Origin of the sequence: Limosilactobacillus kribbianus (assembly GCF_026413145.1) — a bacterium.
GTDB lineage: Bacteria > Bacillota > Bacilli > Lactobacillales > Lactobacillaceae > Limosilactobacillus > Limosilactobacillus kribbianus.
Genome location: NZ_JAOVYZ010000025.1, coordinates 1 through 26644, shown reverse-complemented (window position 1 = coordinate 26644; position 26644 = coordinate 1). Strand labels below are relative to the sequence as shown.

Annotated in this window: 24 protein-coding genes and 1 other annotated feature; of the genes, 22 read left to right on the top strand and 2 right to left on the bottom strand. The window is 52.1% G+C overall.

Going from position 1 to position 26644, the window contains the following annotated elements:
* Window positions 1–185 precede the first annotated feature (185 nt).
* Window positions 186–458, bottom strand: a complete 273-nt coding sequence (locus OCT58_RS06530) for an acylphosphatase (RefSeq protein WP_267202077.1) — start codon at window positions 456–458, stop codon at window positions 186–188.
* Window positions 459–565: 107 nt separating this feature from the next.
* Here OCT58_RS06530 and OCT58_RS06525 point away from each other — a divergent pair, with 107 nt between their 5' ends.
* From OCT58_RS06525 to OCT58_RS06460, 14 genes are all read left to right on the top strand, one after another.
* A complete protein-coding gene (locus OCT58_RS06525) occupies window positions 566–1333 on the top strand; it encodes a TrmH family RNA methyltransferase (protein WP_267202076.1) in 768 nt (255 codons plus the stop codon).
* 84 nt (window positions 1334–1417) lie between these two features.
* The gene (locus OCT58_RS06520) at window positions 1418–1924 is read left to right on the top strand and encodes an HD domain-containing protein (RefSeq protein ID WP_267202075.1); all 507 of its coding nucleotides are present in this window, start codon (window positions 1418–1420) and stop codon (window positions 1922–1924) included.
* Between the two features lie 15 nt (window positions 1925–1939).
* Window positions 1940–2278 (top strand): winged helix-turn-helix transcriptional regulator, encoded by a 339-nt coding sequence (locus tag OCT58_RS06515; RefSeq protein WP_267202074.1) that lies wholly within the window; start codon window positions 1940–1942, stop codon window positions 2276–2278.
* Window positions 2279–2327: 49 nt separating this feature from the next.
* Window positions 2328–2532: a binding site (T-box leader), on the top strand.
* Between the two features lie 39 nt (window positions 2533–2571).
* Window positions 2572–3618 (top strand): phenylalanine--tRNA ligase subunit alpha, encoded by a 1047-nt coding sequence (pheS, locus tag OCT58_RS06510; RefSeq protein WP_267202073.1) that lies wholly within the window; start codon window positions 2572–2574, stop codon window positions 3616–3618.
* A gap of 5 nt (window positions 3619–3623) precedes the next feature.
* Window positions 3624–6041 (top strand): phenylalanine--tRNA ligase subunit beta, encoded by a 2418-nt coding sequence (gene pheT, locus OCT58_RS06505; RefSeq protein ID WP_267202072.1) that lies wholly within the window; start codon window positions 3624–3626, stop codon window positions 6039–6041.
* A 64-nt stretch (window positions 6042–6105) separates the two neighbouring features.
* Window positions 6106–6456, top strand: coding sequence for an endolytic transglycosylase MltG (locus OCT58_RS06500; RefSeq protein ID WP_267202071.1), 351 nt, complete (start codon window positions 6106–6108; stop codon window positions 6454–6456).
* Window positions 6457–6529: 73 nt separating this feature from the next.
* Window positions 6530–7180 (top strand): uridine kinase, encoded by a 651-nt coding sequence (gene udk, locus OCT58_RS06495; protein ID WP_267202070.1) that lies wholly within the window; start codon window positions 6530–6532, stop codon window positions 7178–7180.
* A gap of 64 nt (window positions 7181–7244) precedes the next feature.
* Window positions 7245–7721, top strand: coding sequence for a transcription elongation factor GreA (gene greA, locus OCT58_RS06490; RefSeq protein ID WP_267202069.1), 477 nt, complete (start codon window positions 7245–7247; stop codon window positions 7719–7721).
* Window positions 7722–7901: 180 nt separating this feature from the next.
* A complete protein-coding gene (locus OCT58_RS06485) occupies window positions 7902–8795 on the top strand; it encodes an Rpn family recombination-promoting nuclease/putative transposase (protein WP_267202068.1) in 894 nt (297 codons plus the stop codon).
* 129 nt (window positions 8796–8924) lie between these two features.
* Complete coding sequence (locus tag OCT58_RS06480) at window positions 8925–9209, top strand: hypothetical protein (RefSeq protein ID WP_267202067.1); 285 nt, start codon at window positions 8925–8927, stop codon at window positions 9207–9209.
* A gap of 186 nt (window positions 9210–9395) precedes the next feature.
* Window positions 9396–9638, top strand: a complete 243-nt coding sequence (locus OCT58_RS06475; RefSeq protein ID WP_267202066.1) for a hypothetical protein — start codon at window positions 9396–9398, stop codon at window positions 9636–9638.
* Window positions 9639–10052: 414 nt separating this feature from the next.
* Window positions 10053–10871 carry a YSIRK-type signal peptide-containing protein gene (locus OCT58_RS06470; RefSeq protein ID WP_267202065.1) on the top strand — a complete coding sequence of 273 codons (819 nt, stop codon included), beginning with the start codon at window positions 10053–10055 and terminating at the stop codon, window positions 10869–10871.
* Between the two features lie 843 nt (window positions 10872–11714).
* A complete protein-coding gene (locus OCT58_RS06465) occupies window positions 11715–17126 on the top strand; it encodes a mucin-binding protein (protein WP_267202064.1) in 5412 nt (1803 codons plus the stop codon).
* Window positions 17127–17376: 250 nt separating this feature from the next.
* The gene (locus OCT58_RS06460; protein WP_267202063.1) at window positions 17377–17769 is read left to right on the top strand and encodes a HesB/YadR/YfhF family protein; all 393 of its coding nucleotides are present in this window, start codon (window positions 17377–17379) and stop codon (window positions 17767–17769) included.
* 119 nt (window positions 17770–17888) lie between these two features.
* Here OCT58_RS06460 and OCT58_RS06455 read toward each other — a convergent pair whose 3' ends face one another.
* Entirely contained in the window at window positions 17889–20510 is a 2622-nt protein-coding gene (locus OCT58_RS06455) for a YfhO family protein (protein WP_267202062.1), read from the bottom strand.
* Between the two features lie 217 nt (window positions 20511–20727).
* Between OCT58_RS06455 and OCT58_RS06450 the strand changes: the two genes are divergently transcribed.
* From OCT58_RS06450 to OCT58_RS06415, 8 genes are all read left to right on the top strand, one after another.
* Complete coding sequence (locus OCT58_RS06450) at window positions 20728–22809, top strand: peptidoglycan D,D-transpeptidase FtsI family protein (RefSeq protein WP_267202061.1); 2082 nt, start codon at window positions 20728–20730, stop codon at window positions 22807–22809.
* A gap of 134 nt (window positions 22810–22943) precedes the next feature.
* Entirely contained in the window at window positions 22944–23093 is a 150-nt protein-coding gene (gene rpmG / locus OCT58_RS06445; RefSeq protein ID WP_104688004.1) for a 50S ribosomal protein L33, read from the top strand.
* Between the two features lie 83 nt (window positions 23094–23176).
* Window positions 23177–23518 (top strand): PTS lactose/cellobiose transporter subunit IIA, encoded by a 342-nt coding sequence (locus OCT58_RS06440; RefSeq protein WP_306309868.1) that lies wholly within the window; start codon window positions 23177–23179, stop codon window positions 23516–23518.
* A 109-nt stretch (window positions 23519–23627) separates the two neighbouring features.
* Window positions 23628–24182: a 5-formyltetrahydrofolate cyclo-ligase gene (locus OCT58_RS06435; RefSeq protein WP_267202059.1), complete on the top strand. Its 555-nt coding sequence runs from the start codon at window positions 23628–23630 to the stop codon at window positions 24180–24182.
* 2 nt (window positions 24183–24184) lie between these two features.
* Window positions 24185–24844 (top strand): rhomboid family intramembrane serine protease, encoded by a 660-nt coding sequence (locus OCT58_RS06430; RefSeq protein WP_267202058.1) that lies wholly within the window; start codon window positions 24185–24187, stop codon window positions 24842–24844.
* A gap of 4 nt (window positions 24845–24848) precedes the next feature.
* Window positions 24849–25097 (top strand): YqgQ family protein, encoded by a 249-nt coding sequence (locus tag OCT58_RS06425; protein WP_267202057.1) that lies wholly within the window; start codon window positions 24849–24851, stop codon window positions 25095–25097.
* Window positions 25098–25120: 23 nt separating this feature from the next.
* The gene (locus OCT58_RS06420; protein ID WP_267202056.1) at window positions 25121–26092 is read left to right on the top strand and encodes an ROK family glucokinase; all 972 of its coding nucleotides are present in this window, start codon (window positions 25121–25123) and stop codon (window positions 26090–26092) included.
* A 16-nt stretch (window positions 26093–26108) separates the two neighbouring features.
* Window positions 26109–26522, top strand: a complete 414-nt coding sequence (locus tag OCT58_RS06415) for a rhodanese-like domain-containing protein (RefSeq protein WP_267202055.1) — start codon at window positions 26109–26111, stop codon at window positions 26520–26522.
* Window positions 26523–26644: the final 122 nt, after the last annotated feature.

The following is a 26644-nucleotide window of genomic DNA, read 5'->3' as shown; positions in this document are numbered from 1 at the left end:
GATTCTCGACGCTTAGCTTTTAAAACACCTTGGTACCAAGGCTTATTTAAGTGCGTCAAAAATCTGGTCAAAACAAGTTTGTCAGTGATAATTTTATCTTGACTTATTACCACATGACTTATTAGTTAATCTCAGATTTAAGTAAACAGTACATATCTTACCCTAAAGCGGGCCGAAATTCCAGCTCAGAAGCGCACGCCAAAGTCCGGATAGTCCCGGAGCTTGCCGCTAGTTTGATCGACTTTCTCCACGATTGCATAGGGGTTGGGACCGGCAGCAAGCCGCTGGATGAAGCGCTCGACGACTGCTTCTTCGCCCTGAACCTCGACGTAGACGCGTCCATCGGCCAGGTTTTTGACAAAGCCCTGCAGACCCGCTTGCCGTGCCAGGCGCTGGGTGCTCCAGCGAAAGCCGACGCCCTGCACCCGCCCGCTGATGGTCAAATGACGGTTAATCAAATTCATCACCTTCTTAAGAAAAACTTATCAAAGCCGAGAAATGGTTAAAGATATTGTACACCCAGAACATGGTATAATTATCTTAAGAGAAGGGGATCGTTTTACTTATGGAAGAATTAACATCTGTTCACAACCAACACGTCAAGGACTGGAAAAAACTGGCCACCAAAAAATTTCGCCGGCAGAGTGGGTTCTACCTGCTCGATGGCTGGCACCTGGTCAACGAGGCCGTCAAGTCGGGGATCGCGATTGTTCAGCTGATCGGGACGGCCGACCAGCTGGCAGCGCACCAGGACCTGTTCAGCCATGCCGAAGAGGTCTACAGCGTCACTGAAGAAATCATGAAGCATATCACCGAGACGGTGACGCCGCAGGGGATCGCCGCCGTGGTGGCCCTGCCGGATGCCCACCGCCTGCCAACGCAGCCCATCACCGGGGCCTGGCTCTTCTTAGACCGGGTTCAAGATCCGGGCAACGTGGGCACGATGGTGCGGACAGCCGATGCCGCGGGCTTTACCGGGGTCGTTGTGGGTCAGCGCAGTGCCGACCTCTTTGGCCCCAAGGTTGTTCGTTCCATGCAGGGGAGTCAGTTCCACCTCCAGCTCTTTGAAGGCGACCTCCACAAGTGGATTGCCGACTTTAAGCAGCTCGGGGCGCCCGTTTACGGGACCCAGCTGAATCCGCAGGCCAAGAACTTCCGGGACGTTCACCCCGGCAAGACCTTCGCACTAATCATGGGCAACGAAGGTCAGGGGATGAGCAAGTCCCTGCTCGACGAAACCACGGATAATCTCTACATTCCAATGCGGGGGGAAGCCGAGTCGCTGAACGTTGCGATTTCTGCCGGGATTTTGATGTTTCAGTTGAACCAGTAACTACTTACTTTTGATAGGCAAAATTATTTATTTTTGGCGCTCCATCGTGTAAGATGATCTTAGCCAATAGAAAAGGGGTATTCTATGAAATCAAAGAACGAATGGCGCAACGACCCGGAATACGTAGCGATCGTGCAGGACTTGCTGGATCAGCCGGCGGTCAAGAAGCTCGCTCACTACACCCAACACCATCACTCCAATCGTTTGCAGCATTCAATTGCGGTTTCTTACGATAGCTACCGGATTGCCAAGCGTTGGCACCTTGACTACCGGAGTGTGGCCCGGGCCGGGTTGCTTCACGACCTGTTTTACTATGATTGGCGGACGACCAAGTTTGATCTTGGAACGCACGCCTTCATTCACCCACGGGTTGCTCTACGGAACGCGGAGAAGATTACGCCCTTAAACAAGAAGGAAAAGGATATTATCCTCAAGCACATGTTTGGCGCAACTCTGGCAGTTCCACGATACCCAGAGAGCTTAATTGCTTCATTGGTTGATGATTTTGAAGCTGAGCACGAGTTCTTCAGTCCAATGCGTGCCAAGCTTCGTCGCCGGATTAAGAAACGGCGGATGCGGACTATTTGGTAGGAAGGAGAACGATAGATGCAAGGAGAAGCTAGTACGCCGGTTGTTGACGGGCCTTGTAAATTGTGCCCACGGTTTACCAAGACCTTTATGATGCTGGGCAAGAAATGGAACGGGTTGATCATTGAAACCCTGCTGGAAAAGGACACCCTGCGTTTCAAAGACATTGCTAGCAGCGTTAGCAAGTGCAGCGACCGGGTCCTCTGTGAACGCTTGAAAGAGCTGGAGGACGACCAGATTATTGTTCGAAACACCTATCCAGGTACTAGCCGGGTTGACTATTCACTGACCGCCCGCGGTCGGGAACTAGCGCCCGTGATGAACGCGGTTCACGCCTGGAGCGACAAGTGGTGCTAATTTTTACCCTTGACCAATTGAGGGTGAGTGGCTAGAATATCATATATAGTTAAAAGCAATGACGGAAACTAGTAGTCGGGCGTGACTGCCAGAGAGCTGCCGGAGATTCTGCGACCGGCAGTCAGGATCAAGCGACGAATTTCATTTCTTGAGCTGATATGCAATGATATTCCGGTTGATCGCCGTTATTGATCTTCGAGTGTATAGATTTGATTCTATAAACTAGGGTGGTACCGCGAAGCTTCGTCCCTATTGGGGGACGGAGCTTTTTTATTTACAAAAGGAGTGAAAGCATGGATTTGAAAGAGAAACTTGCTGACCTGCGTCAACAAGGACTGGAAGATATTGAAAATTCCCAGGACCTGAAGCGGATTAACGAAATCCGGGTCAAGATGCTGGGGAAGAAGGGGAACCTCACCGGTGTGCTGCGGGGAATGCGCGACATCAGTGCCGAGGAACGGCCCAAGGTTGGTCAATTTGCCAACAAGGTGCGGGATGAACTGACCGCCGCCATCGAGGAACGGCACGCAGCCTTGGAGCAGGCAGCCTTAAACGAAAAGCTGAAGGCCGAGACGATCGACGTCACCCTGCCCGGCAGTCCGGTTGCCCAGGGTCAGCCCCACGTGATCCAGCAGATCATTGACCAAGTGGTGGATCTTTTCGTTTCGATGGGTTATGAAGTTGCCGTTGGGGACGAAGTTGAGCAGGAAGTTTACAACTTTGAAAAGCTGAACCTGCCCAAGGATCACCCGGCCCGGGACATGCAAGATACCTTCTACGTGACGCCGAGCGTGCTGATGCGGACCCAGACCTCGCCGATGCAGGCCCGGATGCTGGAAAAGCACGATTTCGCCAAAGGCCCACTGAAGATGATCTCCCCAGGGAAGGTTTACCGGCGTGACACCGACGATGCGACCCACAGTCACCAGTTCAACCAGATTGAAGGGATGGTCGTCGGCAAGCACATCACGATGGCCGACTTGAAGGGAACACTGAAGGTCGTGGCCCGCTCCCTCTTCGGTGACAAGCTCGACGTCCGTCTGCGGCCAAGCTACTTCCCGTTCACGGAACCGTCCGTTGAAGCCGACATCACCTGCTTCAACTGCATGGGCAAGGGTTGTGCCATCTGCAAGCACACCGGCTGGATCGAAGTCCTCGGTGCCGGGATGGTTCACCCGAACGTCCTCAAGATGTCAGGGGTCGATCCCGAAGAATACGGCGGCTTCGCCTTTGGGTTGGGTCCTGACCGGTTCGCCATGCTGAAGTACGGGGTTGACGATATCCGGAACTTCTACCAAAACGATGTCCGCTTCCTGAATCAATTTGACGAGAAAGGATAAGATAAATGAAAGTATCATACCAGTGGTTAAAAGAATACCTTGATCTGGATGTTGAACCGCGGGACCTGGCGGAAAAGATCGCCCGGACGTCCGTCGACATCAATGACGTTTACTCCTTAAGTGACGGATTAAAGAAGCTCGTCGTCGGTGAAGTCGTGGCCATGGAAGACCACCCGAACTCCGATCACCTGCACATCTGCCAGGTCAACATCGGCGAAGATGACCCGATCCAAGTGGTCTGTGGGGCGCCAAACGTCCAGGTCGGCAAGAAGGTCATCACAGCCCTAAACGGTGCCCGGATTGCCGATAACGTTAAGATCAAGCGCGGCAAGATTCGTGGCGTGGAATCCAACGGGATGCTCTGTGCCCTCCAAGAAATCGGCTTCAGCGACAAGATCGCTCCGAAGGACTACGACGAGGGCCTCTACTTCCTGCCGGATGATGCCAAACCGGGTGATTCCGTCTTCTCCTACCTGGGGATGGACGACACGATCATTGACACGGACGTCACGCCAAACCGTGGTGACATGCTCAGCATTTACGGCAACGTCAACGACATTGCTGCCTTCTACGACCTCAAGCCGCATTTCAAGGAAGTGGCGGTTGAGGAAAACGATGACCAGGCAACCAGCGACCTGGTAAGTGTTGATATTGACGACTCAAAGGCCACCCCAACCTACAAACTGCGGGTCATCAAGGGCGTCAAGGTTGCCGACAGTCCACTCTGGTTGCAGATTCGCCTGTGGAATTCCGGCATCCGGCCGATCAACAACGTGGTTGACGTTACCAACTACGTCTTGTTGAAGTATGGCCAGCCGCTGTACAGCTACGACTACGATGCCTTACCAGGCCACGACTTCGGTGTTCGTCACGCCAAGGAGGGTGAGAAGTTCACCACCCTGGACGGGGATGAACAGACCCTAAAGGCCAACGACCTAGTAGTGACGGTCAACGACCAGCCAGTTTGCCTGGCCGGCACGATGGGTGGCGAAGGGACCGCGGTAAGCGATTCCACGACCACGGTTGCCCTGGAAGCAGCCATCTTTGATCCGGTCATGGTTCGTAAGCAAGCCCGGCGCCTCGATTTGCACAGTGAATCCTCAATGCGCTTCGAGCGGGGAATTAACCCAGCAACCGTTGAGACGGCCCTGAACGAAGCCGCCGAAATGATTAAGGAACTGGCCGGCGGGACGGTTACCAAGGGAATCGTCACCGGCAGCGAAAAGCCAGCCCAAAGCAAGCAGATTGTCCTGTCCCTGGCCAAGATCAACGACGTCCTGGGCACGAGTTTGTCACTGGCAGAGGTCGAAGATATCTTCCGTCGCCTGCAGTTTGGCTGCGAAACAGACGGGGCCGACCAGCTGACAATTACCGTTCCTGCTCGGCGCTGGGACATCTTCGTGGCCGCTGATCTGTACGAGGAAATTGCCCGGATCTACGGTTACGACAACTTGCCGGCCACCCTGCCGGTCATGACCCGCGACCACGGTGGCCTGACGGAACGGCAACGCTTCATTCGGGCCAGCCGCCACGACATGGAGGGGATGGGATTAGACCAGGCCCTGTCTTACTCCCTGACGACGGTGGAGCTGGCTAAGCAGTTCCAGATCGATCCGGTTGCCAAACCGATGAAACTGGACTTCCCAATGAGCTCGGATCACGTTGCAACCCGGATGAGCATCATCAGCGGCTTGCTGTTGGACATTGCCTACAACGTTGCCCACGGTGTTGACAACGTCGCCCTCTACGAAGAGGGACGGGTCTTCCTGCCAAAGGGCGGCGAACGGCCTGAGGAACAGGAACACCTGGCCGGAGCGATCACTGGTCAGCTTTTGACCAACGACTGGCACCACGATGACCGCCCAGTTGACTTCTACCAGCTGAAGGGGATTGTGGAGCGCTACCTGCACAACCTCGGCCTGGCCGGGAAGTTAACCTACGTGGCCGACCAATCACGCTCCGAGATGCACCCCGGCCGGACGGCCAACATCATGCTGGACGATCAGCTGATCGGCTTCATCGGTCAGGTTCACCCGGCAGTTGCCAAGTCCTTCAAGATTCCGGCGACCTACGTCTTTGAGTTGAACCTGGAGAGTCTCATGGCAGCGCCAAAGGTTGCCAACGTCTACCACCCAATCAGCAAGTACCCATCAATCACTCGGGACATTGCATTGTTGGTTGACCAAGACGTCACAAACGAAATGGTAACCGCAATTATCAACAAGCGCGGCGGGGCCTTCCTGAAGCAGGTTCACCTCTTCGACGTTTACAGCGGCCTTCACCTGCCGAAGGGCAAGAAGTCGCTGGCCTACACGCTGACCTACCAGGATGATCACGACACCCTGACGGAAGACCAGGTCAACACCGCCTTCACGAAGGTTACTAAGGCCCTCGAAGATCAATTATCCGCTGAAATTCGTTAATTTGAGAATAATAATGTGAGGCTATTTACTGGTCCCACATTATTTGCTTTACGAGGAAAAAGCATTGAGTAAAGAACAGCTGCGCCGCCAAAACCGGATCGTCATTGCTTTGGTGGTCATCCTAGTTATCGTGGGTCTTTCGATTCACCAGTATTTCAACTATGCTCTCAAGCCCGTTGATGCCGACAGCAAACAACGGGTGACGGTGGTGGTTCCTAAGGGTGCCACGGATCACAGTGTGGCCGTGCTGATGAAAAAGCACCACCTGGTGAGAAGCCAGTTTGTCTTTGACTACTACCTGCAGACACACAAGACCAACGGGATCAAGGCGGGAAAGTTTCGCCTGAAGCGTTCGGCGTCGATCCCGGAATTGGTAATGACCCTTCAGGAAAATCAGGCGGCAAAGAAACAATAGAGGATTGCCGAGCGCGGCAGAGTGCTATATACTATTGAGGATTAATTTTTTTAGAGGAGTAACAAAACAAGCAATGAGTACACAAAAACGGCGGCCGATTATCATCGGGGTGACCGGTGGCTCTGGGAGTGGGAAGACCACCGTCAGCAAGGCCATCTACAACCAGCTCCACGGCCAAGCCATTCAGATCATCACCCAGGACACCTACTACAACGACCAGTCGGAAATGACGATGGCTGAACGCAAGGCGGTCAACTACGACCACCCGTTGGCCTTCGATACCGACTTGCTGATCGAACAACTGGCGGCCCTGCGTAACAACCAGGCGGTCGACATGCCGGTCTACGATTACAAGCAGTACACTCGTTCCAAGGAAACGGTTCGGGTTGAACCCCAGGACGTGATTATCCTGGAAGGGATCCTGATCTTAGACGACGAGCGTCTGCGGAACCTGATGGACATCAAGGTCTATGTCGACACCGATGATGATATCCGGATCATTCGGCGGATCAAGCGGGACATGGCCGAGCGGGGCCGGTCCCTGGATTCGGTCATCAACCAATACCTGGCGACCGTCAAGCCAATGTACCACCAATTTGTGGAACCGACGAAGCGCTATGCCGACATCATCGTTCCCGAAGGTGGGGAAAACCACGTGGCCATCGACATCCTGACGACTAAGGTGCGTGACATCCTGGTCAAGCGCGGCCACACCCTGCAATAGAGTTTACAAGTTCGCGCAGGAATGTTAATGTAACAGCTGGATCAAATATGAGGAGTGAAAATTTATGGCTGAAGAAAAACAATTTCCAATGACCCTCGAAGGGAAGCAGAAGCTGGAGGCAGAGCTGGAAGACTACAAGATGAAGCGTCGTCCAGAAGTTATCCAGCGGATCAAGATTGCCCGGAGCTACGGGGACCTCTCCGAAAACTCCGAGTACGAGTCTGCCAAGGATGAACAGGCAATGGTGGAAAGTAAGATTTCCCAAATCGAAAACATGCTTCAATATGCCGTCATCATTGACAACGAAGACGTCGACAAGGACGAAGTATCAATGGGCCGGCAAGTAACTTTCCAGGAACTGCCGGACGAAGAACCGGAAACCTACGCGATCGTGGGTGAATCCGAATCCGACCCGCTGAACGGTAAGATCTCGAACGAATCACCGATGGCTAAGGGCCTGCTGGGTCACAAGATCGGCGAAGAAGTCGAGATCGACATTCCAAACGGGACGATGAAGGTCAAAATCCTGGACGTGAAGTAATTCACAATTAAATTGGTTTTAAAAGCAGCACTTGCCAGTTGTGGCGAGCGCTGCTTTTTGGGTTGGCATTGATTAGGAAAAAGAAAAATTTAAGGAAATTTCGTGCGGTTGGACAATTCTTACGTCTTTATATATTAGGGGGATAAATCATCCGCCGAATAGATAAATGGAGGGTCTGCAATGGCACAATCAACGAGTTGGGAAGCGCAACTCCAAGCCGCTTCGACCAAATGGGAGCACCTCACCCTAGCCGATGACCGGATGTTTGGGATGGTGATGGAGGACAATCAGATCTGTCTGGAAGTGTTGCGACGGATTTTCCCGCAGCTAAATATCCAACACATTCGGCAGGTTGAGACGCAAAAGCAAGTTAATACTATGCTGGGGGTGAAGGCGCCGCGTTTTGATGTTTATGTTCGCGACGATCAGAAGCGGACTTATATTTTAGAAATGCAGGTGAAGAACAATCACAACCTGGTCAGTCGGGCGCGGCATTACCTGGACCAGGCTGATTTTGAGCTCCTCAAACCGGGCGACGACTACAAGCAATTTAATAACTTACCGGTCTACGTGGTTTTCTTCTGTGATTTTGATTACTACGGCCTGGATTTTCCGGATTATTCCTTTGACGAGCGCTGCTTGCGGCAACTGTCGCTGTCGTCGGCGCCGGGACGTTACAAGCTCTTCTTTAACGCCAAAACATCTGATTTTCGTGATAAGATAGGGCTAAAGGGATTCCTCCGGCTGATGTACAACGAGCGGACGCCAGGAGATGAGTTAGCGGAACGAATTTACGAAAAAATGGAGCGGATCAAGCGCGATCCAGAAAGGCGGCGGATCTTTATGAAGTACGAGATGGATTTAATCGATGCTAAAGATGAAGGCGTGGCAATTGGACTCAAGAATGGTGAGGCGATCGGCTTGAAGAAGGGCCGTGATGAGCAGCAAGCCAAGGACATTCTTCTGATGATTAAGGTGTTGAAAAACAAGCAATTTAGTGATGAGACAATCGAACATGATTTAATGAGCAACTATGGCCTTTCGCGGCAAGAGGCGCAAAAATACATGCAATAAATTTTAGTGAGGCAGCCGTGAGACAAATGTTGTTTTGCGGCTGCCTTGCTCTTTTGTGACTAGATAGGTTTCAGTTGATGTAACGAGCGGACGCCGGGAGATGAGTTAGCGGAACGAATTTACGAGAAAATGGAGCGGATCAAGCGCGATCCAGAAAGGCGGCGGATCTTTATGAAGTATGAAATGGATTTAATCGATGCCAAAGATGAAGGCGTGGCAATTGGACTGAAGAAGGGCCTTAAAAATGGTGAGGCGATCGGCTTGAAGAAGGGCCGTGATGAGCAGCAAGCCAAGGACATTCTTTTGATGATTAAGGTGTTGAAAAACAAGCATTTTAGTAATAAGACAATCGAGCATGATTTGATGAGCAACTATGGCCTGTCACGGCAAGAAGCACAAAAATACATGCAATAAATTTTGGTAGGGGCAGCCATGAGACAAATATTGTTTTACGGCTGCCTTGCTCTTTTGTGACTAAATAAGGCTAAAGCAGTTCTTTCAGTTGATGTAACGAGCGGGACGCCGGAAGATGAGTTAGCGGAACGAATTTACGAGAAAATGGAGCGGATCAAGTGTGATCCAGAAAGGCGGCGGATTTTTATGAAGTATGAAATGGATTTAATCGATGCTAAAGATGAAGGCGTGGCAATTGGAGTGAAGAAGGGCCTTAAAAATGGTGAAGCGATCGGGCTGAAGAAAGGCCGTGATGAGCAGCAAACCAAGGACATTATCCTAATGGTCAAAGTGTTAAAGAGTAATCAAATCAGTGACGAGAAGATCGAACATGATTTGATGAGCAACTATGGCCTGTCACGGCAAGAAGCACAAAAATACATGCAATAAATTTTGGTAGGGGCAGCCGTGAAATGAGTTAGTGGAACGCATTAAACACGATCATCTTTTCGTTGCAGGTGCCGAACACTATTATGAATTAGCACAAGAAGTTTTTAAGCCGCGCTGGCCAGTATTTGGTGAGCGCGGCTTTTTGAACGTTATCATATGAAAGAAGTTCCATATTGCACGAAACTAATTCAACACTTCCCGTGGTTCAGTTAATTTGCGGCCGCTGCGTAAAAGACGCTCCCCAGCGCGAATTGATCGTAAATCGCGAATCTTAGCATCGATTCTATTATAAATTTAGTGATGGAAAAACTTGCTATTTTTTTCTAAAATGGACTTGAAAACTATGAATTTAATTATATTAGGTTTGTGGTCAAATATTAGTGATAACTGAAATTCTCGAGGGGAGTTGAGAATATGGTTTCGAAAAATAACACATATTTGAGGGAAGTTATGCACTCGCACCGGGTGCCGCACTATGGCTTGCGGAAACTGGGCATTGGCGTGACTTCCGTTTTATTAGGGACGACCTTGTACTTTGGCGCCAACACGCCGGTCCACGCCGATGCGGCAACGACGACCGGTAGCGACGCCAATGCCGACGTCAACGTGACCCCAAGCAGTGCCGTCGCCAACGTCGAAAGTGGGCAAAGTGTAACGCTCGGCCAAAAAGCGCCGCAGAGTGTTGCCAACACTGAAGCAAGTCAGGCAGCGACTGCGGAAAGTACCGCGGCAAGTTCGGCACCGACCAGCCAAAGTGCCGTTAGTTCGCAGGCTGCAGTAAGCAGTGCAACCCCAGCCAGCACCGCGGCCCAGTCCAGTGCCAACGCAAACAGTCTTAATCCACAAGCAACCTCCGTGGCACCCGCAACTGCTGCGGAGGTCAGTCAGTCTGATGATCAGACGCAGGATCAGTGGGTTGATAGTGTGCAGAATATTTCGTTGAATAGCTATCAAAAAAGCAATCATTTAATTATTAATGATCTTACGAGTCCGGTGTTTTTCAGTATTAATGGACAATTTAAAGTTATGGCTGACAAATTAGTTAATGGAGCTACTCTTAATATTGCAGAGTTTAACTATCTTAATTCTACCAACGGTAATTATTCATTATTGCGACAATATGCTAATGATTTGAATTGTAATGATTTGAATTTGATTACAAATGATGGTATTCAAATTGGGAAACTTGTTTATAAAAATATTTCGGCCAACAAAGGGATTCTACAACTATAAGTAAATAAAGATCCGCAATTGAGTGGTTTAGTAACAGTCAAATTTTCAACTTCAGAGCAAGGGATTATCAATAGTCTAATTCTTAACGCTAGCGACACAACAGATAAAAATATTTATAAACCAGATGGCCTAGTAGAGCAGGTCGAAATAACAGGGCCTGATGGTAAAACTGTTAATAAATATACTTTTCAATTTAATGTCACGATTCCAGCAATTATCGACGCAGGTGCTTCCAAAACACATAATTATTCTGTAGGGCGTTCATTAGCTGCCGATTCTCAGAAACACGCAGTTGGTTATCTGCATGATAATGTTAGCAATTTTACCATTCCAACAGATGCAGTCATGCAAGAATTGCAAGATAGCTCCGGTACTAAAGGAAATGTAAACATAGGCACTTACAAAGGATTCTATCGCTTATCTGCTGGCTCATTGTCAAATCCAAAACTGGTTAAGAGCGTTGAGGATAGCAATTACGGAATTAAAAACCAGTTAACTGCTTGGGTTTATAATTTTGTGCATCCGGCGAATAGTAATGGAAAGTTATCTATTGAATCATATTCTGGCCAACAAACTCAACTTGCGGTGACTAAAGCGAGTGACAATTTGACTCTTCGGCAGCTTGATAACTATCAGGTTAATGGGCAGAGCTTCACAGGGTTAGCTTATTCATACCAAAGTGATGGAACTTACCTTGTGGTTGTTCATATTCCAAGTGATCTCCTTAAAATGCACGATTATGATTATCAATTAATGGATCAAAGTATCACCACTGCTTTCGATAGTAATAGTACTTTGGCTAAGCAACGTTCACGCAGTTACTATAATGGGGTGTTGCAAGGAATGCCGATTGGTTTTTCCATGTATATTGGCGTTACCTATAATGATCCAGATAATTCAGACGTAGGCATCACCATGCAAGCCTTAGATCAAAATGGTAAGGCCATCTTATCGCCAGCAACCGTTACCCCACGGCAAGATACCACTCAGGTAACGGACCAGTCTAAGCTGACCGTTTACTACGTTGATGAGAACACCGGGAAGATCCTGGACGGTAATAATGGTAATGTTGTCACCGAAAATCCGGAGTTAGTTCAGCCGGCCAAGGAAGACACGGCCACGGGCGATACTCACGATTACGTGGAGGATACAAATGGTAGCTATGTTAAGGTCCTGCAAGACTCGGCTGGCTACTTTGCCACTGATCACATTGAGCCCCAGTACGTTGAAGCCTCAGTTGCTACCAGCGTGCGGCAAGAACACGCCGCCGACATTGCCAGTGGCAAAGTTAAATTGCAGTTCGCCGTCGATAGTAATGGCAATACAGCGCACTATACCCAAAAGCGGAATGTCTGGACGGTCCCGATTAAGCAGTTTGCGGGCTATACTGTCGACAAATCACCGAAGATTGACGGCAGCTCCATCACGATTCCAAATTCCGGCGATAAGAATATCCCACAGGTAGGCCACATTGTTTTGCGGAACAACGATGCCGCACCGGCGGTTGTTGAAGACAGCAATGGCAAAGCTTCGGCCACGGCCTTCTTCCCAGACCGCGAAGGCCAAAGCGCCCGGGTCTACATCTTCTACAAAGGGAACCAACAAACCGCCACGGTCACCTATGAAGACGTCACCAATCCGAATAACCCGGTCATCCTGCGGCAAGCGGACGGCAATCCGGCCGTTGACACGGTTACCGGCCCAACTGGCGTGACGAGCAATTATTCTTCTGCCGAGCGGATCAAGTACTTTGAAGGACTCCACTACGTTCTCAAGAATGATGGCACCAAGAGCGGTATCGTCTTCAGCACGGACGGCACCAAGAACCAATACGTGGTTACCTTCACCCATTCTACCGATGACAACGTCACCCAGCAGAAGACGGTTACCCGGACGATCAACTACGTCTATGCCGGCAACCACAAGCAGGCTGCGGCGCCAAACACGCAGACGGTCACCTTTACCCGGACTGTCAACCACGATAACGTTACCGGCCAAGACACGCCAGTGGCGGGCCAGGATTGGAAGCCGAGTCAGAGTGGCTTTGAAGCCGTCACCGCCCCGATCATCGCGGGTTACACCTCCATCTATGAAGATCAGACCGGGACGGAGATGAAGCCAGTCACGGTTCCCGCCGCGACGAACATCACCGCCAACACGGTCAACTCAACGGTCACGGTCTACTATAAGCAGGCCGACGCCCAACAAGCCCAGATCGACTACCTGGACCAGGACGACAATAACGCCCTCCTGCACAGCGACCAAGTTTCTGGAACAACCGGCAGCACGATCAACTACAGCACGGCCAACGAATTGAAGCAGCTGGAAGCCCAGGGCTACCTCCTGGTCAGCGACGGCTTCCAAAGTGGAGCGGTCTACGATGGCGACACCAATGTTCCACAGGTCTTTAAGGTTATCCTCAAACACGGTACGCAGACGGTCACGCCAACCACGCCAGGAACACCGGGCACCCCGCTGAATCCAAACGATCCGGACGGGCCAAAGTACCCGGCCGGCACGGACCACGATAGCCTCGTCAAGACTGGTACGCAGACGGTTCACCACATGGGCGCTGGCACCCAGACACCAAAGGATAACATCAGCCACGTCACCTTCAACCGGACGCTCGTCTTGGACAAGGTCACGGGGCACACGGTCAGTGACACCTGGACCCCAGCCACTCAGACCTACCAGGCCGTCACGACGCCAACTATTGAAGGCTACACGCCAAATCCGAATAGCACCTATGTTGGTGGCGAAACGGTCGGTGTGGACAATCCCAACCGGACCTACACGGTGACCTATACCAAGGTCACGACGCCGACGATCAACGACCAGCACGCCCAGGTCAAGTACCTGGATCAGGATAACAATAACCAGGAGATTGCTGGCACCAATTCCGGTGACCTGACGGGCAAGCCGGGTACCCAGATTAAGTACAGCACGACGGACACCTTGGCCAAGCTTGCCAAGGAAGGCTACGTCCTCGCCAACAACGGCTTCGACTACGGCAACCAGGTTCAGTACTTCGACAGTAACGATGCCACGACCCAGGTCTTCATTGTTTCCATGAAGCACGGCACGACCACGGTCACCCCAGACAATCCAGGGACACCGGGTCAGCCAATTGATCCTGACAATCCGACGGGACCAAAGTACCCGGCTGGGACTGACGCGAAGAGCCTAATCACGACGGGTACTCAGACGGTCCAATACACGGGCGCCGGTGAACAGACACCAAAGGAAAGCGACACGACGGTTCAGTTCCACCGGACGATAGTGCTCGATAACGTCACGGGCAAGAAGCTGAGCGACACCTGGACGCCGGATGCCCAGACCTTCCAGGTCATCGGCACACCGACCGTGCAGGGTTACACGCCAGATCGGGCCTATGTCGGCGGGGAAACCGTCAGCCGGGAGAACCCGAACCGGACCTACACGGTTACTTACACGAAGGATGCCGTTCTAACAGTCAATGAGCAAAATGCCGAGGTTCGTTACCTGGATCTGACGAACGGCAACCAGGAGATCGCCAATTCTGGCAGCCTGACGGGCAAACCTAATACCCGGATCAAGTACAGCACTGCGGCCACGATCAAGGCCTTGACGGACCAGGGCTATGAGCTGGTCAACAATGGTTTCGATGCCGATAATCAAGTTCAATACTTTGATAATAACGATCAGATTGACCAGATCTACACGGTCACTCTGAAGCACGGCACCCAGAGCATCACCCCAACGACGCCAGGCACGCCGGGTCAGCCAATCAATCCAAATGATCCGAAGAGTCCGAACTACCCAGCGGGAACGGACAAGGAGAGTCTGATTAAGCACGGTACCCAGACGGTTTATTATGTTGGGGCCGGTGAGCAGACACCAAAGGACAGCGTCACGACGGTTGACTTCGGCCACGACATGGTTCTGGATAAGGTCACGGGCCAGATTATCCAGGATAATGGCTGGAAGCCAATCACGGAGCATTATCAGGTTGTCGACACCCCAACTATTGATGGCTACACAGCAGATCGGCTGTACGTTGGTGGTGACACGGTCACGGCCAATAATCCAAACCGGACCTACACAGTGACCTACGTGAAGAATAGTCAAGGCAGTCAGACTAGCCAGGGTTCACAGAGTCAAGGTAGTGAAATGAGTCAAGGCAGCCAGACCAGCCAGGGTTCACAGAGCCAAGGCAGTGAAACCAGTCAAGGTTCGCAAAGCGAAGGCAGTGAGACTAGCCAAGGCTCACAGAGTCAAGGCAGTGAGACCAGCCAAAGCTCACAAAGCCAAGGTAGTCAGACCAGTCAAGGTTCGGAAAGCCAAGGCAGTGAGACTAGTCAAGGCTCACAGAGTCAGGGTAGCCAAACCAGTCAGGGCTCGCAGAGCCAAGGCAGTGAAACGAGTCAGGGCTCACAGAGTCAAGGCAGTCAAACCAGCCAAGGTTCCGAGAGCCAAGGCAGTGAAACGAGTCAAGGTTCACAGAGTCAGGGCAGCCAAACGAGCCAGGGCTCGCAGAGTCAAGGTAGTCAAACCAGCCAAGGTTCCGAGAGCCAGGGCAGCCAGACCAGCCAAAGCTCACAAAGCCAAGGTAGTCAGACCAGTCAAGGTTCGGAAAGCCAAGGCAGTGAGACTAGTCAAGGTTCCGAGAGTCAAGGCAGTCAGACAAGCCAGGGCTCGCAGAGTCAGGGCAGTGAAACGAGTCAAGGATCGGAGAGCCAAGGCAGTCAAACCAGTCAAGGCTCCGAGAGTCAAGGCAGCCAGACCAGCCAAGGATCGCAGAGCCAGGGCAGTGAAACCAGCCAAGGCTCGCAGAGTCAAGGCAGTCAGACTAGTCAGGGTTCACAGAGTCAAGGTAGTGAAACGAGTCAAGGCTCACAGAGCCAAGGCAGCCAGACCAGCCAGGGTTCACAGAGCCAAGGCAGTGAAACAAGTCAGGGCTCCGAGAGCCAAGGCAGCCAGACAAGTCAAGGTTCCGAGAGCCAGGGTAGCCAAAGCTCGCAAACTCCAACCACTGACACTGAGAAAGTGACTATCACGTACGTTGACCCAGACGGCAGCCCAATCACAACCGACACGGTTACTGGTAAGAGTGGGCAACCGATCAACTATGACCAAACCAAGACGATCACTGAGCTGAAGAATAAGGGTTACGATGTCACGAACATCACTAATCCAACGACGGGCCAGAACTTCGACAACAACCCGTCCGTTGACCAAACCTACACCGTCACGGTCAAGCACGGCACGGCTCAACTTGGTCCAAATGATCAACACGAGTCAGGGACACCAATTAACCCGAACGATCCAAACGGTGCTAAGTGGCCTGCCAAGGATACTTACAGCAAGGACTACACTTACACGGCTCACTTCGTCGGACCAAACGGCGAAACCTTAACCGGCGATAATGTTCAAACCTCAACTTGGACGCGGACTGTCACCGTTGATAAGGTCACTGGAAAAGTCATCAGTGGCACGGACTGGACACCGAGCCAGAAGAAGTACAGCAATGTTCAGGTACCAGTTGTCGATGGTTACTACACCACCCAAAAGACGATCACCGGCCAACCAACGGTTAAAAAGAACATCTCGACGACGGTTTCCTATCAGAAGTTAGGCCAGATTGTTCCAGTTGATCAGAACGGTAAGCAAATTGGCACTGGCCAGACCTACCAGAATGATCCAAACGACCCAACTAAGATCGCTGAAAATCAGACTGTTCCGAGTGTTGATGGCTATACGCCAACGACCAGCACGGTCACGCCAACCAATCCTGGTGAGAACACGACGGTCACCTACACGAAGAATGGTGACAATGGTTCGACGACTAATGGCGGTAACACCAATACTGATCAGAACAACAGTAGTAATACGACTGGTTCGTCAACCACTAATGGTGGGCAAAATGGCACCACCAGCTCGAATCAGAACACGAACGCTGAGCAAGGGACCACTAGTGGCACTGTTAATGGTAATGGCACCTACAACGGCAACGTTGCTGGCAACAGCCAACTTGGCACTAGTGTAACTAGTTCAACTGGCAACGGTGGCCATGTTGAAACTGCCAATAACGGCTTGCTCGGTCAGTCCACTGGCACGACCGGAGTGGGCGCAGCTGGTAGTTCTGCTAACAGCATCACGCTGCCGCAGACTGGCAACAGTGCTGACGAGAGTGCCATCCTGGCCGCTGCTGGAATTGAATTAGCTGGCGCACTCGGCCTGGCCGGGCTCGCCGCTAAGAAGAAGCGTGAAAACTAAATATCCCATTGCTCGTAATAGAGTTCACCCAAAGTAAATAACCTCCCCAAATTTATTTACTTTCACTTTGTAACCCGGTGGATGGTTGCGGGCAATGAAGGGGCACCGCCATCTTCGGATGCGCGGTGCCTCTTTTTTGCACTTTTTCAGCAGGCAAGATTCTTTGAACAAAGCTTAAATGATGGTACAGTAAGGAACATGAAAGTGCTATCATAAGGTTAGTTTGATGGATAAAAAGGAGTTTTTCAGCATGAAGTTAATTGTTACCGACGCAGCCGCCCAGTGGTTCCGCGACGAAATGAATCTGAAGCCGGGCGACGGCATTAAGCTTTACGGGAAGGTCTATGGTCGGACCGAGGTGCACCACGGCTTCTCCCAGGCCTTCGCCAAGAATAATCACCCGATCGACCCGGTCATGGAGGTCGAAAAGGCGGGGATCAAGTTCTACGTCAACGAGGTAGACGAATGGTTCTTCACCCGGTTGATCACGACCGTGGATGCCAATGCGGATGGCCCGGTCTTCCACTTTCAACACGAGGACGACGACACACCAGATGTTGCCGGCTTGACCAGTGACAATGCCGACCATTCCGATAACCAGGCCGACGCATCAACGGGGGCTTCTCAACACCAGCAAAAATAAAAAATTACCGTCTAGGAAAATTCCTAGACGGCTTTTTAAATTAATGAGTCTGAGACCCGATAAACCTGGAAATTTACGCAAGCTTGCATAAATCCCTAGATTTGTCGGGTCTTAAATGGCTAAAATGTTGAATTTCGTTTGTGCGACTGCCGCCGGTGCAGGTACCAGCAAGTTCCTAAACTAGCTAGACTAACCAGCGCCCCCAGAATCAGGAACGGTGGCCGGTAGTAGAACTGAACCTGGTGCTTGCCCGGGCTCATCGGGATCGCCATGAAGGTGCCGATGACCGTCCGCGGCGTGACGCTTTGCCCGTCGACCTTGACGTGCCATCCCTTGGCTGCTGGAATGGTGGTCATCAGGACGGACTGACCGCGGTGGATGCAAACGTGGCCGCTGATGGAAGACTCGGAGCGGTGTTCGATCTTGAGCGGTGACTGCTTGAGCGTCTTGAGGCTGGCGTTAAACGGTCGCTGGTTGAGTCGGTAAACGCTGACGTTTTGCAGCCAGACGCTGGTCTTCTTCAGGCGCAGGGTGATGGTGACTGGCTTGCCTTTCTGGTGGTGGGCCAGGTTGATGACGACCGTGTCACGGTAGGTGTCGTACTGGGCGAAGTCACGGTTGTTAATGCTGATGCTGGCATTCTCCTTAACCTCGGGTCCAAGGGTCAAGTAGTAGGAATCGTTGGTTGGTGGGATAAACTTCAGCTGGATCGTGGCCGGTTTGAGCAGGTTTTGCTTGCGGAAGGTCGTCCCCGTAATCTGTTCGGCCGATTGGACGTTCGTGTACTTGACGGAATTGAAGTTCTGCACAGTGAAGAGCGACTTGTTGATTGGTCGCCCGGCCAGTGCCTGAAAGATCTGGGACTGGTAGCTGAGCGGGTCGAGGGTGGCCTTGGCAAGTTGGAAGATCTCCGAACTAGCACCAAAGGCAATCGGCAAGGCGTCCTTATTCTTCCAGCTGGTGATCATGCTGGTTTGTCCTACCTTAGCTTGGGAATGCCAGTCAGGCCGGTAGCCGGAGAGCGGCATGATCTTGTTGCCGTTCATGATCCCATGATTGCGTGCCGTCATGGTGTACTTAAAGCCCAAGAGAGCATCGGTCAGCTGGGTTCCGTTGTCATAGCTGACAAAACCATCCCCGGCCGGCTGCCCGATCGCGCCCATAAAACTTGGCTGAAGTGGTTCCAGAGTGGAGCCGAAGTGGTCGGCGGAGTAGAAATCACTCTGCATCGGGTCGTCCTTGGTCCGCATGAAGGTCTTGGCAACCCGGTAGAAGCCGGTGTCCTTTTTCTTTAATTGGCGGCTGGCCTGGTTGAGCTGGCTGGTGTACTGGCCAAACTCATTTTGCGAAACGTAGGCGATCTTGTTGAGACTAGTGAAGGCACTTGTTGCCACGTCGCAGGTGACGACCAGGATCAACAGGAGGTCATAGAGCCGTGGCGAGTTGTGCCGGGCCAGCACCAGGGTTGCCAGGGCGATTACCGCAAAGCCCAACCCGATCATCCGCTGGCTGGTCGAGAGGTAGGAAAGGTTCAGCCGGCCGGTTTCCCAGCAGATAAGGATGGCAACTCCCAAGAGGATCAGAGCACCCCACCATTTCAGCTGGAAGTCCGGCTGAATGGTTTTGGCCGCCAGGAGGATGCACCAGAAGCTGAAGAGAAACGAGAACCGGTAGGGGTACCAGACCGGAAACTGCCCGGCGTGCCAGAGCAGGTCCAGTGGTTCGTAGCAAAAAGATGCGATGAAAAAGAGCGTGATCAAGAGGGCCACGAGGCGTTGGCGCCAGTTAACCTTGGCGTTGAAAAAGTAAAGGACCGCTCCCATTAAGAGGAGCATGCCGATGTAGATGTTGGGCTGGCCGCTGGGCATCTGGTTAAAATTGAAGGAACCGGGGACGAGCTTGCCCAGCATCTTGAGTGGGTTATATTCCAACTTGCTGCTGATGCTCGTCTCCGTATAGGTTCCCTTGCTGGTGGTCAGCGCGTAGGCAGTCGGCAGGAGCACGACAGCAGCAATGCCCGCGCCGAGGACCGAGCTGGCCAGGTAGGCGCCGCTGGTTTTGAGGCGGGTCTTCCACCCATCCAAGGCTGGCAGCTGCCAGAGGAGGACGAGTAAGGTGAAGATGCAAATCATCCAGGCCATGTAGTAGTTGTCGATCAGCATGACGGCCAGCCAGGCGATGTAGACCCCCGGCCGCTTTTCCCGGATAAGGCGCAGCAGCCCCCAGGTGATTAGCGGCAAGAGAATCAGGGCATCGAGCCAGATCATGTTCAGCTGGTTAGCAATCATCCAGCCGTTCAGGGCGTAGGCGGTGCTAAAGGCCCAGATTCGGGGCCCGTGTTGCAGGCCGGTCCGCTGGATCAACCAGGCCATGCTGAGTCCTGCCAGGCCGTAGCGAACCAGTGTGAGCAGCATGATGCCACTGGTTAGCAGCTTGCCTGGGAAGGCCAGGAGCAGGAGGTTGAGGGGACTGAAGAGGTAGTAGGCATTCGTGCCGAACATTTCCCCACCCAGCCCCTTGCTAAAGGAATAGAAGAGGGCGCTCGGGTGATGGAGAATAATGTTTCGAAAGTAGGCAAAGAAGTCGACGTACTGTTGGCCGAGGTCAACGGTCAAAAGACTGCTGGGGCCAAACGGTGCCATCTGGCGGTAGGCAAAATAGGCTCCCATCAATAAAACCGGGATTAAAAAAGCCCCGGTGAGAATGAACCTGCTACTGTCTATCCACTTATTTCTTGTCACAACCAAAATCCTTTCCAATATTACTTGTTGCTATTATATAACGGAAAATGAGGTAAAATGTTGATTTAAGAATTAAAATTAATTAAATCATCGGGCATTAGAGTTCATTTTTAGTGCAATTAAGAGTATCATTTTTACGTTAGCGGTGAAAGCAATCTGCACTTACCGTGAAAATTTGGTAGAATGTAATCACCATCATGAAGGAGAAAAAATTCTCGTGAAATTCTTTGATCGTATCAAGAACAAGTTTAATTCCCGAAACAAGAAGAACCGCAGTGCCCAGTCGGTGATTCCGTTTCGGTTGAATTTTTTACTATGGATTGTCGGCATCCTCTTGCTGGCATTGACGATCCGGCTGTTTGACCTCCAAGTGTTAAACGGGAACAGCTACAAGGCCGAAGTTAAGCGTTCGGATACCTCCGTTCAGACCAACAATGTCCAGCGGGGGATGATCTACGACTCGGAAGGTAAGGTCTTGGTCGGCAACCAGACGCACCAAGCGATCACCTATACGAAGGGGCAAAACGTGAGTTCCGATGACCTCTACAAGATTGCCAACCGCCTCGGCCAGTATGTCAAGGTCACCAACAAGAATTCACGATTGACGGACCGGAACAAGGAGGACTACTACCTGGCTGACAAGGGCCGGCTCAAGAGCGTCCTCAAGCACGTCAAGACGACGGACTCAATGAGTGACGACGACAAGTACAACAAGGCCCTGGATTACCTGGACAAGCACCCGGGTTCCTGGGAGCTGACAGCCCAGCAAAAGAACAACGCCCGGATCTACGCGGCCATGAGCGGGGCCTACTCGCTTTCGACCACCTATATTAAGGAAACGGGCGTTACGTCCAAGGAACTAGCAGCCGTCGGTGAGCACTTAAACGAGATGCCGGGGGTCAAGATCGGGACCGCCTGGACGCGGAACTATCCACAGGGGAAGGATATTCAATCCCTGGTTGGGACCGTGTCGACGACCGGGCTGCCGAGCGACGAGGTCAACAGCCTGCTTTCCCAGGGATACTCACGAAACGACAGCGTGGGGCAGAGCTACATTGAAAAGCTGTTCCAGGCCACCCTGGCCGGCTCCAAGTCCCAGACCGAGGTTACGACGAGCGGCAACAACGTAACAAAGGAAAAGGTCAAGTATAAGGGGAAGAAGGGTGACAACCTGGTCTTAACCATCAACTCCCAGTTGCAGAGCAAGGTTCAGAGCATTCTGAAGAATAACTACTCCTCTGCCGGGAACAGCTACTCATCTGGGGTCTATGCCGTGGTGATGGATCCCCACACCGGAGCGGTGCTGGCGATGGCCGGGATTGACCGGAACCCGAAGACCGGGAAGCAAACCGTCGACCAGATCGGGGCGATCAACCACCCGATCACCATGGGTTCGGTTGTCAAGCCGGCAACCGTGATGGGTGGTTTGATGAGCGGCGTCATTACGCCAACCAACAGTACCCTGACCGATAAACCAATCAGTATTCAGGGAATTTCCACCAAGTCTTCCTGGTTTAACAAGAGCGGGAGCGCCAATATGGCTGTCGATGCGGCAACTGCCCTGGAAGTTTCCTCAAACTCCTACATGATGCAGCTGATCATGAAGGAGGGTGGCATGAACTACTCGGACGGCACTAAGATGACCCTGAAGCCAAGTATCTTCCAAAAGGAACGTTACTACTTCAACATGTTTGGCCTGGGACAAAAGACCGGGATCGATCTGCCGGGTGAAACCTCCGGATACGAGGGGCCATCCACTCAGTCGCACGTCGGTTCAGCCCTCGACTTGGCCTATGGGAACTACGATGGTTACACCACCATCCAGCTGGCGCAGTACATGTCAACGATTGCTAACGGGGGGAACCGGATGCGGCCATACGTGATCAAGGCCATCCGGGGAACCAAGAGCAACGGCCAGCTGGGACGGGTAGAATACACCACCCAGCCGCAGGTTCAGCAGGTCATTCCAGCACCAAAGTCTTACTTCGACGTGGTTCGCCAGGGGCTCTATGAAGTTACCCATGGTTCCAACACCTACGTCACCGGGAAGGCGCTGTCGAGCGTCAAGCCATCCGTCTCCGGGAAGACTGGGACTGCCGAAACCGTTTCGGAAGGACACGAGACGACAACTCTGAGTTTCGCCGGCTATGCACCGTCCAATAATCCGCAGGTCGTCGTTGCTCTGGCCATTCCGGGATCGACCAATGACGACGGTGGGGCCAACCTGAACATGGCTAAGCAAATCTTCAATGCCTACTGGAAGACCGTTAAATCATCAAGCGGTACCAGTGATAACTAAGGCTGTCAAGGAGATTTCCTTAACAAACTTTGGTAAATCACTAGCCAAATCAATCAATAAATGATATAGTTGTACGAGTTAGGGTTACGATAAATAACCAATTAAGATCAATTAAAGTTTGGAGGTTACAACTCATGCGTGTCAACATTACCCTTGAATGCACTTCATGCCACGAACGGACTTACTTAACCAGCAAGAACCGTCGTCACAATCCCGACCGGCTTGAATTAAAGAAATACTGCCCACGGGAGCGTAAGGTGACATTACACCGCGAAACTAAGTAGTCTTAGTTTCATCAAAGCAGCACCAGTCATGATGATTGGTGCTGCTTTTTTCACATTTAGCCAACAATGATGAGGTGATCATGATGACGGAGAAAGAGAAACAGGCTTTTGCCCAAGAGGCGGCTATGAAACTGATGCTCAACGCGGGGGATGCGCGCAAGCTGGCCCAGGAGGCCTTAGCGGCGGCCCGGCAAGGACAGATCCAGCCAGCCAATGAAAAACTGGCGCGGGCCCGGGAATTGTTGAAGACGGCTCACAACACCCAGACGGAGCTGCTAACCAAAGAAGCCCAAGGGGATGGCGTGCCCTTTTCCCTCCTGACTGTCCACGCCCAGGATCACTTGATGATGGCAATCACCTACACTGACCTGGCCCAGGAAATTATTAGCCTGTACGCCCGCCTGGATGGTCAGGAGACGAAATAAAAATTCCGTCCCTTGTGAAAGGAAAAACGCTTGCAAAAGCAAGAGGGACCTGTAATAATGTATTCTTGTAACCGTTTATCATTTTGCATAAAGGGGAGATTTGAGAATCATGACGTATTCTAAGAAGGAGCTGCGCCAGGCCTACATTGCCCGTTTGCAGCAGCTCGACCTTAACACGCGTCTGAGCGAGGAAAAACGATTAGTATCGATGCTCTTTAATCAACCGGAATGGATGAGCGCCAAGACGATCGGCCTGACCCTTAGCCAGTCATTCGAGATCGATACGGCACCCATCCTGCTCCATGCCCGGCATGAAGGACGAACGGTTGTGGTTCCACGGACGCTGCCGAAGCGCCAGATGGAATTCGTGGAGATCAACGAAGAAACCAACTTCGATGAATCCAGTTTTGGCATTCTTGAGCCGCATGACGGCCGGGTTTACGCACCGGACGAGATCGACCTGATGGTGGTACCAGGGGTGGCCTTCACGAAGGATGGCCAGCGCCTGGGCTTTGGTGGTGGTTACTACGACCGTTACCTGAGCAAGTACCACGGCAAGACGATTGCCCTGGCCCTGCCGACTCAATTGGCGGATGCGGGTGAGTGGACTCCGGACGAGCACGATTTAGCAGTCGACCGGGTCCTGACCCTACCGGAGTGCTAATCATGCGTTCTCGTGAATGGGCGAAGGCGCCCGTGACCATTACCCTGATCGCCATTCAGGTCCTCGTCTACCTGGCGATGACCTTGGCGGGGGGGTCCACCAATTCGGCGGTCCTGATCCGCTTTGGGGCCATGCAGCCGCAATTGCTGTTGGCCGGTCAATGGTGGCGACTGATCACACCGGTCTTTGTTCACATTGGCTTTACCCACATCCTGATCAACAGCATCACCCTGTACTTCATTGGGATGTACATTGAGCAGCTATTTGGTCATTGGCGGATGGCAGTTCTCTACTTTGTCAGCGCGATCAGTGGGAACCTGCTCAGTGCCTTTTGGATTTCCAACGGCATTTCAGCGGGGGCCAGTACGGCGCTCTTTGGGCTGTTCGGGGCCTTTTTGATGCTGGGTGAGTCCTTCCGTGACAACCAGGCGATTCGCCTCTTGGCACGGCAGTTTTTGATCCTAGTGGTCTTAAACGTGGTCACCGACCTCTTTGTGCCAGGGATCGACCTGGCCGGACACATTGGCGGCCTGATTGGTGGTTTCCTGATGGCCTACGTCGTCGGGGCACCCCGGATCGGCCACGTGCCGTTGGTGAAGCGGGTACTCGCCGCAGCGGTTTTGGTAATCGGAATGGTCGGATTGTTTTTGGAAATGAGCTGATTGAATGCATGAAAGTACACGAATTCCACAGGAGTATCGGACACTATACGATGTTCAGCAACTACTCAAGGCCTTTGATGTCTTTGTTTACGTTGGCAAACGGCTCTACGACATTGAATTGATGGCAATCGAGCTTGATAACCTCTACCAGTCAGGGGTAATTGGGAAAGATATCTATATGAAGGCTAAATTGGTGTTGCGGCGCGAACACCGTGAGGAACAAAAGAGAGAGAAAACGGGCCGGCTTTACTAGCCCGAAGAAAGAAAGGAATTATTATGGCTAACAAGAAGTTATTTGGTGTCGACCTTGGTGGGACGACCATCAAGTTTGCAATTTTAACGGAAAATGGTGAGATTCAACAGAAGTGGTCGATTCGGACCAACATCCTGGACGAGGGTTCCCACATCGTTCCTGACATTATCGAATCCATCAACCACCACCTGGACCTGTACAAGATGAGCAAGGATCAGTTCATCGGGATCGGGATGGGGACTCCCGGCACGATCGATCGGGAAAAGGGCACGGTTGTCGGTGCCTACAACCTGAACTGGAAGACGACCCAAAACGTTAAGGAAGCGATCGAAGAGGGAACCGGCATGAAGTTTGCTCTTGATAACGATGCCAACGTGGCCGGCCTCGGTGAACGCTGGAAGGGTGCCGGAAATGAAGGTGACGACGTGGCCTTCATCACCCTGGGAACCGGTGTCGGTGGTGGAATCATCTCCAACGGTCGGCTGGTCCACGGATTAGTCGGTGCCGGTGGGGAAGTCGGCCACATGATTGTTAAGCCAAATGGTTACCTCTGCACCTGTGGGAACCGCGGTTGCCTGGAACAGTATGCTTCCGCTACCGGGGTTGTTCACATTGCCCAGGACAAGGCCGAAGAATACGAGGGTAAGAGCCGTCTGAAGGCCATGATCGACAACGGTGACGAAATTACTTCCAAGATCGTCTTTGACCTGGCGAAGGAAAACGACTACCTGGCAAACAAGGTTGTCGATGAAGTTGCCTACTACCTGGGTCTGGCTTGCGCTAACCTGAGTAACATTCTGAACCCTGAATACGTTGTGATTGGTGGTGGGGTTTCCGCTGCCGGGGACTTCCTGCTGAAGCGGGTTCGCGACAACTTTGAAAAGTTCGCCTTCCCAACTGTTCGGACGTCGACGCAGCTGAAGCTGGCCGAATTGGGGAACGATGCCGGTGTGATCGGTGCGGCTTCCCTGGCCCGTCAGTTTGCCAATCAATAATTGAGGCGGGTGCACTATGGTTTTAGGTGTAAGTCGAGGATTATTGATCTTCAATACGGTAATTATCGTTCTGCTGCTGGCCTGGTTCATCGCCTGGGGAATTCAAATTTGGCGGCGGAACCACTACGCCACGGTTTTAGATTCAGCGGACTTTCACGCGGGAATGCGGAAGGCCCAGGTAATTGACCTGCGGCAGGAGAATGAATTCAGAAGCGGTCACATTCTGGGTGCTCGGAACCTGCCGTACGTTTACCTGCGTCAGCAGTACAACGAATTGCGGCCGGACATGCCAGTGTACATGTATGACCAGGGAATGGCCATCAGTACGCAGGCAGCGGCCTTTCTGGGAAAGCACGGCTACCATAAGCTTTACATCTTGAAGGGCGGCTACCAGAACTGGGACGGTAAGACGAAGAAGTCAAAGTATTAACTGAAACTTGAAAGCCAGGAATAACGGCTAATCACCGCTATCCCTGGCTTCCTTGTTATAAAAATAGAAAAAACGCAAGAAGCTCCTGCGTTATACTTTAACTGTTCACACCAAAGTAAAGG

What these genes read in the sequence shown, in the direction of transcription:
- OCT58_RS06525 (WP_267202076.1), top strand. Translation starts at nt 566, where the DNA reads ATGGAAGAATTAACATCTGTTCACAACCAACACGTCAAGGACTGGAAA.
- OCT58_RS06520 (WP_267202075.1), top strand. Translation starts at nt 1,418, where the DNA reads ATGAAATCAAAGAACGAATGGCGCAACGACCCGGAATACGTAGCGATC.
- OCT58_RS06515 (WP_267202074.1), top strand. Translation starts at nt 1,940, where the DNA reads ATGCAAGGAGAAGCTAGTACGCCGGTTGTTGACGGGCCTTGTAAATTG.
- pheS (WP_267202073.1), top strand. Translation starts at nt 2,572, where the DNA reads ATGGATTTGAAAGAGAAACTTGCTGACCTGCGTCAACAAGGACTGGAA.
- pheT (WP_267202072.1), top strand. Translation starts at nt 3,624, where the DNA reads ATGAAAGTATCATACCAGTGGTTAAAAGAATACCTTGATCTGGATGTT.
- udk (WP_267202070.1), top strand. Translation starts at nt 6,530, where the DNA reads ATGAGTACACAAAAACGGCGGCCGATTATCATCGGGGTGACCGGTGGC.
- greA (WP_267202069.1), top strand. Translation starts at nt 7,245, where the DNA reads ATGGCTGAAGAAAAACAATTTCCAATGACCCTCGAAGGGAAGCAGAAG.
- OCT58_RS06485 (WP_267202068.1), top strand. Translation starts at nt 7,902, where the DNA reads ATGGCACAATCAACGAGTTGGGAAGCGCAACTCCAAGCCGCTTCGACC.
- OCT58_RS06480 (WP_267202067.1), top strand. Translation starts at nt 8,925, where the DNA reads ATGGAGCGGATCAAGCGCGATCCAGAAAGGCGGCGGATCTTTATGAAG.
- OCT58_RS06475 (WP_267202066.1), top strand. Translation starts at nt 9,396, where the DNA reads ATGAAGTATGAAATGGATTTAATCGATGCTAAAGATGAAGGCGTGGCA.
- OCT58_RS06470 (WP_267202065.1), top strand. Translation starts at nt 10,053, where the DNA reads ATGGTTTCGAAAAATAACACATATTTGAGGGAAGTTATGCACTCGCAC.
- OCT58_RS06465 (WP_267202064.1), top strand. Translation starts at nt 11,715, where the DNA reads ATGCCGATTGGTTTTTCCATGTATATTGGCGTTACCTATAATGATCCA.
- OCT58_RS06460 (WP_267202063.1), top strand. Translation starts at nt 17,377, where the DNA reads ATGAAGTTAATTGTTACCGACGCAGCCGCCCAGTGGTTCCGCGACGAA.
- rpmG (WP_104688004.1), top strand. Translation starts at nt 22,944, where the DNA reads ATGCGTGTCAACATTACCCTTGAATGCACTTCATGCCACGAACGGACT.
- OCT58_RS06440 (WP_306309868.1), top strand. Translation starts at nt 23,177, where the DNA reads ATGACGGAGAAAGAGAAACAGGCTTTTGCCCAAGAGGCGGCTATGAAA.
- OCT58_RS06435 (WP_267202059.1), top strand. Translation starts at nt 23,628, where the DNA reads ATGACGTATTCTAAGAAGGAGCTGCGCCAGGCCTACATTGCCCGTTTG.
- OCT58_RS06430 (WP_267202058.1), top strand. Translation starts at nt 24,185, where the DNA reads ATGCGTTCTCGTGAATGGGCGAAGGCGCCCGTGACCATTACCCTGATC.
- OCT58_RS06425 (WP_267202057.1), top strand. Translation starts at nt 24,849, where the DNA reads ATGCATGAAAGTACACGAATTCCACAGGAGTATCGGACACTATACGAT.
- OCT58_RS06420 (WP_267202056.1), top strand. Translation starts at nt 25,121, where the DNA reads ATGGCTAACAAGAAGTTATTTGGTGTCGACCTTGGTGGGACGACCATC.
- OCT58_RS06415 (WP_267202055.1), top strand. Translation starts at nt 26,109, where the DNA reads ATGGTTTTAGGTGTAAGTCGAGGATTATTGATCTTCAATACGGTAATT.